Annotated in this window: 8 protein-coding genes and 2 pseudogenes; 4 read left to right on the top strand and 6 right to left on the bottom strand. The window is 59.4% G+C overall.

What is annotated here, in order from left to right; all coding sequences use genetic code 11:
* The 3 genes and pseudogenes from Q0349_RS14105 to Q0349_RS07460 form a co-directional block, all read right to left on the bottom strand.
* A pseudogene (locus Q0349_RS14105) lies at positions 1 to 159 on the bottom strand (sialic acid-binding protein); the annotation flags it as partial.
* Between the two features lie 23 nt (positions 160 to 182).
* Positions 183 to 1,076, bottom strand: coding sequence for an N-acetylneuraminate lyase (locus tag Q0349_RS07465; RefSeq protein WP_298080243.1), 894 nt, complete (start codon positions 1,074 to 1,076; stop codon positions 183 to 185).
* A gap of 13 nt (positions 1,077 to 1,089) precedes the next feature.
* Complete coding sequence (locus Q0349_RS07460) at positions 1,090 to 1,794, bottom strand: N-acetylmannosamine-6-phosphate 2-epimerase (protein ID WP_298080242.1); 705 nt, start codon at positions 1,792 to 1,794, stop codon at positions 1,090 to 1,092.
* A gap of 117 nt (positions 1,795 to 1,911) precedes the next feature.
* Here Q0349_RS07460 and Q0349_RS07455 point away from each other — a divergent pair, with 117 nt between their 5' ends.
* On the top strand, positions 1,912 to 3,039 hold the full coding sequence (locus Q0349_RS07455) for an N-acetylneuraminate epimerase (RefSeq protein ID WP_298080241.1): 1,128 nt from the start codon (positions 1,912 to 1,914) through the stop codon (positions 3,037 to 3,039).
* Positions 3,040 to 3,148: 109 nt separating this feature from the next.
* On the opposite strand, the gene Q0349_RS07450 is transcribed toward Q0349_RS07455, so the two are convergent.
* Complete coding sequence (locus tag Q0349_RS07450) at positions 3,149 to 4,111, bottom strand: AEC family transporter (protein WP_298080240.1); 963 nt, start codon at positions 4,109 to 4,111, stop codon at positions 3,149 to 3,151.
* 184 nt (positions 4,112 to 4,295) lie between these two features.
* Positions 4,296 to 4,616: pseudogene (locus tag Q0349_RS07445) on the bottom strand (malic enzyme-like NAD(P)-binding protein); the annotation flags it as partial.
* Between the two features lie 222 nt (positions 4,617 to 4,838).
* Between Q0349_RS07445 and Q0349_RS07440 the strand changes: the two are divergent.
* Positions 4,839 to 6,146 (top strand): DUF58 domain-containing protein, encoded by a 1,308-nt coding sequence (locus tag Q0349_RS07440; protein WP_298080238.1) that lies wholly within the window; start codon positions 4,839 to 4,841, stop codon positions 6,144 to 6,146.
* Positions 6,147 to 6,515: 369 nt separating this feature from the next.
* Here the strand turns inward: Q0349_RS07440 and Q0349_RS07435 are convergent, their stop codons facing one another.
* Entirely contained in the window at positions 6,516 to 6,791 is a 276-nt protein-coding gene (locus Q0349_RS07435; protein WP_298080237.1) for a hypothetical protein, read from the bottom strand.
* Positions 6,792 to 6,951: 160 nt separating this feature from the next.
* On the opposite strand from Q0349_RS07435, the gene nspC reads away from it, so the two are divergent.
* Complete coding sequence (gene nspC, locus Q0349_RS07430) at positions 6,952 to 8,121, top strand: carboxynorspermidine decarboxylase (RefSeq protein WP_298080236.1); 1,170 nt, start codon at positions 6,952 to 6,954, stop codon at positions 8,119 to 8,121.
* Between the two features lie 9 nt (positions 8,122 to 8,130).
* Positions 8,131 to 8,901 (top strand): metallophosphoesterase, encoded by a 771-nt coding sequence (locus tag Q0349_RS07425; RefSeq protein WP_298080235.1) that lies wholly within the window; start codon positions 8,131 to 8,133, stop codon positions 8,899 to 8,901.
* Positions 8,902 to 9,042 lie beyond the last annotated feature (141 nt).

Below are 9,042 nucleotides of genomic sequence, written 5' to 3'. Positions count from 1 at the left end.
GGATTTTTCTTTCACTTCATTGGCGAAATGCTCCGCTGCCTTGTATTCGTTGGACGTTGTCCCGGCATTGAGACCAAACGTCAATTCATATTCGGCAGCCATCGCCTGGGTAGCAAAAGCGGCGATTGCCGCAGCAAGCAGGGTTTTGCGGATAGTCATGGCAGTATCTCCATTAGCAGGGGTTAAAAATAGCGGGCATAAATTTCACGGGCGCGGGCGATTTGTGCCGGCGTCGCAGAAGCCATCGGTTTGCGCGAGAGGAAGGGGCCGGAATCGCAACCGCAAAGCACCAACAGTTGTTTCAGCGTCGGATACAGTCCGTTTGCCAGAATATCGGCGATGAGGTTATTGCTTTCCTGCTGCATTTTTAAGGCTTCCGCATAGTTGCCAGCGGCTGCGAGGTCGATGATTTTCCGGGCGCGGATGCCATTGACGTTGTAAGTCGAGCCGATAGCGCCATCCACGCGATTGACCAATGCCGGCAGCAGCATTTCATCGAAACCGGAATAAATCAGGTGATCGGGATAGGCGCTGCGCAGGCGCTCTAGCAGATAGAAATCGGCCGCGGTGAATTTGACGCCGACGATTTTCGGATTAGCAAAGAGCTCGCCGAATTGCGACAGGCCGATGTCCATGCCGGTCAGGAAAGGAATGGAGTAAACAATCATGCGGTTATCAACCGCGGCGACGATGTCGAAATAATATTGTTTGACTTCCTCGAAAGAGAATTTGTAATAAAACGGGGTGACGGCAGAAATGGCCTGATAGCCCAAACCGGTGGCGTATTGTCCCAATTCAATGGCTTCGTAAAGGTTGGGGCTGCCGATTTGCGCGATGAGTGCGCCTTTATCCCCCGCTTCGTCTTTGACGATAGCGAAGATTTCTTTTTTGCTGGCGGTATCGAGCATGAAATTCTCGCCGGTAGAGCCACCGACATAGAGGCCATCAACCTGCATTTTGTCCAGATTGTGGCGCACGATTTGGCGCAGCCCTTTTTCGTTGATTTTGCCTTCTGCGGTAAAAGGTACCAGCAGCGCGGAAATCAAACCTTTGATATCGTGATGTGTAGAAGACATGGGTTTTCTCCGGTTATGGTTTGGTCGCTTGCACGAATTGCTCGGTAATCCACTTCGGGCGGGTAATCGCCGAGCCGACTACGACGCTGTAAACCCCTAGCGCCAGCACACGCCGCACTTTTTCCGGGGTATTGATGTTGCCCTCGGCGATAATCGGCCGCTTGACGGACGCGAGCGCGGCGCGAATCAGGGCGAAATCGTCGTGTTCGATGCGCGCGCCGCGGGTCGCGGAGGTGTAGCCGACCAGCGTCGTGCCGATGAAATCAAAGCCGAGGGCGTCGGCGTGTTGCATTTCGGCGAGGCTGGCGCAGTCGGCCATCAGCAAGACTTCAGGATAGGCGGCACGGATGGCGGCGACGAATGCCGCGAGCGTTTGCCCGCCCGGACGCGGCGCATCGCGGGCGTCTATGGCGATGATTTCCGGGGCGACGGTCATCAGTTCGTCCACCTCGCGCATGGTGGCAGTGATGAACACTTCGCTGTCGGGGTAATCGCGTTTGATGATGCCGATAATCGGCAGGTTGACGTTTTCACGAATGGCGCGGATATCTTCCGCCGAATTGGCGCGGATGCCTGCCGCACCGCCCTGGGCAGCGGCGAGCGCCATCCGCCCCATGATGAAAGATGAATGCAGCGGTTCGTCGGCGAGTGCCTGGCAGGAAACGATCAATCCGCCTTGCAGGTTCGCCGGTAACGCGCGGGTTGCAGTTTGAGTCATGAATCATTCCTTGGTAGCGGGATGTTGGATGAAGTATAGGTCGTCTTGAAATAAATTTCAAACGGCATTATGCTTCTGGGCAACAAATTTCATAACCAACCCGCGGGAGTTTGAAAAATGACGCTAAAACAACAGCTAACTGTTTCCCTTTTTGCCGCCTTGGCACTCGCTGCCAGCGGTAAAACCTATCCGGATTTGCCGGTCGCCGTTGCCGACGGCGGCGGTGCGTTGATTGGCAATACCGCCTACGTTGGTCTGGGCAGTGCCGGAGAGGCTTTTTTTGCCCTTGATTTGAAGGCGCCACAAGCGGCGTGGCAGGCGTTGCCGCCCTTCCCCGGCGGCGCGCGCAGTCAGCCGGTCGTCGCCGCGCTTGACGGCAAGCTCTATGTGTTTGGTGGTTTGCAGAAGGACGCGGCGGGGGTGCTGCAACTGGTCAATGATGCGCATGTCTATGACCCGGCGCAAAAAGCGTGGCAAAAATTGCCCACCCGCGCGCCTTTGGGATTGGTCGGCGCGGCGGCGGTCGCACATGGCGGGCGGATTTATGTCATTGGCGGCAGCAATTCGTCCATTTTTAACGGCTATTTTCAGGATTACAGTGCTGCGGGCGACGATGAAGCAGGCAAGCAGGCGGTGATGCGTGCTTATTTTGACCAGCCCGCGCCGGATTATTTTTTCAATACCACCGTCTTCAGTTATGAGCCGCAAGGCAACCGCTGGCACAACGAAGGGCTATGGCCGTTTTCCGGCCGTGCCGGTGCTGCGGTGAGTGTGCGTGGCGATACGGTGATGGTCGCCAACGGGGAGATTAAACCCGGCCTGCGTACCGATGCGGTCGCGCAGGGGGCGTTTGATGACAAGGGGCGTCTGCAATGGCAGGCACTGCCGCCGCTCATTGCAGCGCAATCCGGCGTGCGGCAGGAAGGGCTGGCGGGTGCATACAGCGGCTTTGGCGGCGATTATTATTTGCTCGCCGGTGGCGCCAATTTCCCCGGCGCGGCGCAACGCTACGATGAAGGCCATTTTTATGCACATGAAGGGCTGGACAAGGTCACGCACGCGACGGTTTACGCACTGCATGATGGTGTCTGGCAGGTCGCAGGCGCCCTGCCGCAACCCGCCGCTTACGGGGTCACGCTGCCGTATCAGGGCAAGCTGCTGCTTTTGGGGGGCAAGGACAATCAGGATGCGGGCAAGCGGGTTGATGTGCTTTCTTACGATGGCAAGACGCTGCATATGGATTGAGTGAGGCAGATACCGCATCGCACGGCGGAAACGGGAGGTTTCCGCCGTTTTTCTTTGTTAGAACCTGTTTGGAGTCTGGGAAAACCCGTTTTTTTGATACGCGCCTCATTCAGTGGAGGAATTGCAACAGCGCATCCACAACCGGCATGACGACAATAAATAACAGGGTACTGGTGGTGACAATATTGGTGGCAAAAGACACGTCGCCTTTGGCTTCATGGGCGAGAATGGGCAATACCGCCAGTGCCGGTACGGCCGATTGTACAATCAGGGTTTTGCTTTCCGGTAATGGCAATGGCAAAACGCCTTTGCCCGCATAAATGAGGATGACCATAATCAACGGTGCGAGCACGAATTTCCCCAGCAAGGCGACAAGGGTATCGCGGTCAAAGCGGATACTTTTTAATCCGGCGTGATACAGGGTGATGCCGATGTAAAGCAGCGATAATGGGGTGACGGTTGCGCCAAGGTATTGCAGCGGGGAATGGATGAATGTCGGCACGGAAAGATTGGCGAGCAGGAAAATGAGCGCGACGAGAAAGCCGAGCAATGGTGCGGGCAACAGTTTTTTCCAGTTGAAGGGCGGTTTTGCCGCGTGGTTGTCGGTTTTGCTGGCATCACCCGCGATAAAATAGACGCCAATGGCCCAGGTGGAGACAGTATTCAACACGTAATAGACGAAGAAATAGGGCATGGCCGTTTCGCCAAAAAGGGCGGTATTGAGCGGCAGGCCAATGAAGATGGTATTGGCATTAACGATGGCGTTAATGAATGTACCACGCCGCCCGGCGCGAATATGGCATAGTTTGACCAGCAATATCGCCGCAAGATAGCCGAGTATGACGGAAAGCGCGCCGTATATCAGGCCGTCGGTCAATGCCATGAGTTTGTCGCGGTTCAGGTATTCGAGGACGGATACAAAGATGGAGGCCGGCAGGGCAATGTTCATAATCAGCCGCGAGAGATTGGCGGCAAAGGTGTCGGCAAACCAGTTTTTTTGTTGCAGGATATAGCCGAGGGCAATGAGCAGGACAATGGAGAGGACGCTTTCAGTCGCGGTGAGGAAGATCATACGGGTCTCTGGTGTGGCGGTTTTGGGCGGATGCGGTTTGCATGGTGATGAAAAGGGCGGAAAGGTTGTAGGGTGGGTTTTGGCCCACCATCAGGAAACATCCGGTTTTAACGGTGGGGCAAGCCCCACCCTACGGGCTGCGGAGAGGGGCGGTTCGGTGGTTTGTTTTACGGCGGGGGACAGGTTATGAATACACCGCCTGCCACATCGCGTCTTGCACGGTCTGCACCCAGTTGGCGGATTGTTTGGTGGCGACGCCGTCGGCGACGGCCTGTTTGGCGACGGCGACCGCGACGGTGGCCGACGAGGCGCGCAGGTTATCCACCGGCGGCAGCAGCGACGCGCCCAAATCCTGCGGGTTCACCTGCGAGGCGACCGCTTCGGCGGCGGCAAGCAGCATCGCGTCGGTGACGTGTTTGGCGCCGCTGGCGATGACGCCGAGGCCGAGGCCGGGATAAAGCAGCGCGTTGTTGCCTTGGCCGATGGTGTAGTCGGTGCCGTTGTAGTTGTCTGAAACTTTCGGTGGATGGCTATAGTATTTACCCTTCCAATTCAATTATTTTCCGGCTGCAGTATCCGCAAACATCAAGGGTTCACAACCTTATCTTCTTGCTGACTGCTGCGATAAAATTTACCCGCCCTTTGCAGATACCGCTGCGTTTGAACTGCAAATTCAGGGCAAACCGCCACCGCATTACTCCCGTTCACATAAGAACCCGCAAACCTCATGATTATCCCCGACAAAAACCAATGGTACGGCTGGGCAGCGCTTGCCCTCGCCCAAACCCTGCTCGTCTGGAGCGGCGCGCCGCCCGCGCTCAACTGGACGCTGCTCGCTGCCTGGCTCGTGCTGCTGCTCGCCAGCGCCGCTCTGCTTTGGCGGGAAAAACCCGCCTTTACCGTCAGCCGCGACTACGGCGCCGTCCAGCAAAGCGGGCAGCGCTTCACCATGCAATTCACCCTGCACGGCACCATGCCGCGCCCGCTCGCGCTGCACCTCTTTGACCACTACCCGCCGCAGGCCGAAAGCAGCGCCATGCCGCAGCGCGCGCCACTCGGCACGGACGAACGGCTCACCCTCGCCTACCCGCTCACCATCCACCAGCGCGGCAGATTTCACTTCACCGCCCTGCAACTGCGCTACCCCGACCGCTTCCAACTGTGGCAACGCGACCTCGCCCTGCCCGCCCCGGCAGAAGTGCGCGTGTACCCGCGCTTTGCCCACGACCACGCCGACAGCGCCTTCAGCGGCATTCGCACCCCGCAACTTGGCCACGTCCACCCGCTTTACAAACGCGGCGGCAACGGCGACTTCTCCCACCTGCGCGACTACCAGGACGGCGACAGCATCAACCGTCTCGACCACAAGGCCAGCGCCCGCCTCGGCAAATGGCAGGTGCGCGAATACGACTACGAGCACGAACAGCCCGTCATCCTCATGCTGGACGCCTCGCGCCGCCTGCAAAGCCGTTACAAAGGGCAGGCGCTGTTTGACGAACAACTCGCCGCCGCCACCCGCCTCGCCCGTGCCGCGCTGAAAAGCGGCGACGAAATCGGGCTGCAACTCTACTCCGACACGCCGAAAAGCTGGCTGCCCGCCTCGCGCCACGGCGGCCAGTACCGCCGCTTGGTTGAAACCCTGTTTGACCGCCACGCCGACGATAAACCGCCGGACTACGCCGCCGCCATCCACGACGTCTGGTGCCGCGAGCGGCGGCGCGCGCTCATCATCCTCATGACCGTGCTGGAGCCGCACGACGGCGAGCGCCTGCGCCCGCTGCTGCACCTGCTGCAACAGCGCCACCACGTCATGCTGGTGAACATCCGCCCGCCGTGGCTGGAAGACGGCAACGACAGCGAAACCCGCGACGCCGCGCTGGAAAACGCCGCCCGCGACGTTTACGCCAACGCCTTCGCCGCCGCAGAAGCGCGACTGAAACAGGAAAAACTCATCTTCGTCTCCGCCCGCGCGGAAAACCTGCGCCCGCAACTGCTCAACGCCTACCTCGCCTACAAAAACCATTTGCGGCATTGACGGGATGCGGACGGGTTTCGGCGGTGGTTGGGCACCTGCCGCCGATCCGCCCTCCCTCCGCAAAACCTGTAGGGTGGGGCTTGCCTCACCGTGATAGCCGTGTTTCGTGATGGTGGGTCAAGACCCACCCTACGACCGCTTACATACAGGGTTAGCAAGGTATAGCAATCCTCACAAAGCCCTATACGGCGTTGCGCCGCTTCGCCGTACAACCGCGTACTGTCTTCAGCGGCGCGCCTTGTATAGAACTTTGTGAGTATCGCTATACGAGCGTAACCCAACAGCCCGACGGCGAACGCAGGTCGGCCATTGATGACCAACCATAAAAATGTCGGGCATGAATACCCGACTTGCGACACTGGCAATGGGTCAAAGAATGCCGTCCAGCGGAATCTTGCCGCAGTCGTCCGTCTCGCCGACGCGGATTTTGCGCAGGTAGCATTCGCGGATGGCGGCGGCGGGCTGGAGGATAGCGAGGTTTTCCTTCAGCTTTTTGATGGCGTAGTCGGGTTTGTAGGCGACCGCGACCACGGCGGTTTCGTCGTCATCCGTCCTGACCTGCCCCAGATAGAGATATTCGCCGGGGCGGAAATCCGGGGCATCAATGCGGGCGTATTCGTCGTTGAGGTTCAAGATAGGGCTCATGGTTGGCTCCGTGGTGAATGGAGTTGCCATCTTGCATGGATGCGCGCGCGTTGTCATCGCTTTGTGTCAAGCGCGCGCCGGGGAATGTGAAAAATCTTTATAATATCGCCCGTTATGCGGCGTTGCCGCGTGCCAACCACCCTGAATCACGAGGTCTGTCATGAGTCTTTTACACGATACCTTCCGCCGTCTTGATTTGTCCCGCCTGCCCACGCCCTGCTATGTGGTCGATGCCGCGCTCTTGGAGCGCAATTTGCAACTGCTCGCCCGCGTCCAGGCGGAGAGCGGCGCCAAAGTACTGCTGGCGCTGAAGGGGTTTGCCATGTTTCATTTCGCACCGCTGATTTCGCGTTATTTGTCCGGCGTGTGCGCCAGCGGCCTGTTTGAGGCGAAGCTCGGCCGCGAATATTTCGGCGGCGAGGTGCATACGTTTGCCGCTGCCTACCCGCCCGCCGACATGGACGAAGTGCTGAAACTTTCCGACCACGTCATTTTTAATTCCTGTAACCAATGGGATCGCTTCCGCGCGCAGGCGCTTGCCGCCGCCGAACACAAGCCGCTGCACTTCGGCCTGCGCATCAACCCGCAGCAGTCGGAAGGGGCGGTGCCGATTTATGACCCCAGCGCCCCCGGCTCGCGCCTCGGCATCATCCGCGGCCAGTTGCGCGAAGCCTCGCTGGATGGCATCAGCGGTCTGCATTTCCATAATTTGTGCGAGCAGGGCGTCCCGCCGCTGCGGCGCACCCTGGCGGCAGTGGAGCGGCAATTTGGCGACATTCTGCCGCGGATGCAGTGGGTGAATTTCGGCGGCGGCCATCACATCACCCGCGAAGATTACGCGGTGGATGAACTGATAGCGCTGATTCGCAACTTCCGCGAGTGCTGGGGCGTGGAAGTGTTTATTGAGCCGGGCGAGGCGATTGCCCTCGGTACCGGGGTCTATGTCACCGAAATCCTTGACGTCACCTGGAACCACATGAACCTGGCGATTATCGACGGCTCCTGCAGCGCGCACCTGCCGGACGTGCTGGAAATGCCCTACCGCCCGGACGTCCTCGGCGGTGCGATGCCGCACGCGCGCCCCTACACCTACCGCATCGGCGGCCTGACCTGCCTCGCCGGCGACGTCATCGGCGATTACAGCTTCGACCACGCGCTTGAGCCCGGACAACGGCTGATGTTCATGGACATGGCGCACTACACCATGGTCAAGACCAACACCTTCAACGGCGTCCGCCTGCCCGCCATCCTCGCCTGGGACAGCCGCAGCGACACGCTCACCACCGTGCGCGAATTTGGTTACGAAGACTTCAAAACCCGCCTCTCTTAAGGAACACGCATGAAAATCGGCGTCCACAGCGACCTGCACACCGAATGCAGCCTCTGCACCATCAGCAACCTCGGCGAACTGGACGTGCTCGTCCTCGCCGGCGACATCGGCGACTCCACCACCGTGCCGCTGTTCTTCGACTACCTGCGCCGCCGCGCCCCCAAACTGCCGGTGCTCTACGTCCTCGGCAACCACGAATACTACGGCTTCGCCCTGAACGAAGCCAAAGACGTGTACCAAAGCATCAGCCAAAAATACGACATCACCCTGCTTGACGACCAGGCCGTCACCCTCGATGGCGTCCAGTTCCTTGGCACCACCCTGTGGACGGACTTCAGCCTTGGCGGCGACGCGGAAGCCTCGATGCGCTGGGCAGAACGCACCCTGCCGGACTTCCGCGAAATCTACGCCCCCGACGGCCAGCCGCTGACGCCGGAAACCATGCGCGGCCTGCACCGCTTCAGCCGCGTCTGGCTCGACACTGCGCTGGACCCCGAAGCCGAAGCGCGCGTCGTCATCAGCCACTTCGTGCCGCGACGCGAACTCGTCGCCAAGCGGCACTACAACAAAAAAGACGGCCTCGTTCACACCGCCTACTGGGCGACCGACCTGCCCGAGCTCACCGCCCGCGCCAACCTCTGGATATACGGCCACAGCCACGACAACATCAGCGCCTACCTCGGCGACACCCGCTTCGTCAGCAACCAGCGCGGCTACACCCGCAGCTACGACGCCGCCGAACAGCGCGACTACAACCGCGAACATTACGTGCTTATCTAGGCGCTGTTATACAGCGATACTCACAAAGTTCTGTAACCGCGTACTATATTCAGCGACGCACCTTGCCTGAAACTTTTATAGCGATACTCACAAAGCCCTATACGGCGTTGCGCCGCTTCGCCGTACAACCGCGTACTGTCT

Origin of the sequence: uncultured Cardiobacterium sp., from assembly GCF_938028185.1 — a bacterium.
GTDB lineage: Bacteria > Pseudomonadota > Gammaproteobacteria > Cardiobacteriales > Cardiobacteriaceae > Cardiobacterium.
Note: the sequence above shows the minus strand (reverse complement) of the source record. Positions and strands in the feature narration are given on the sequence as shown.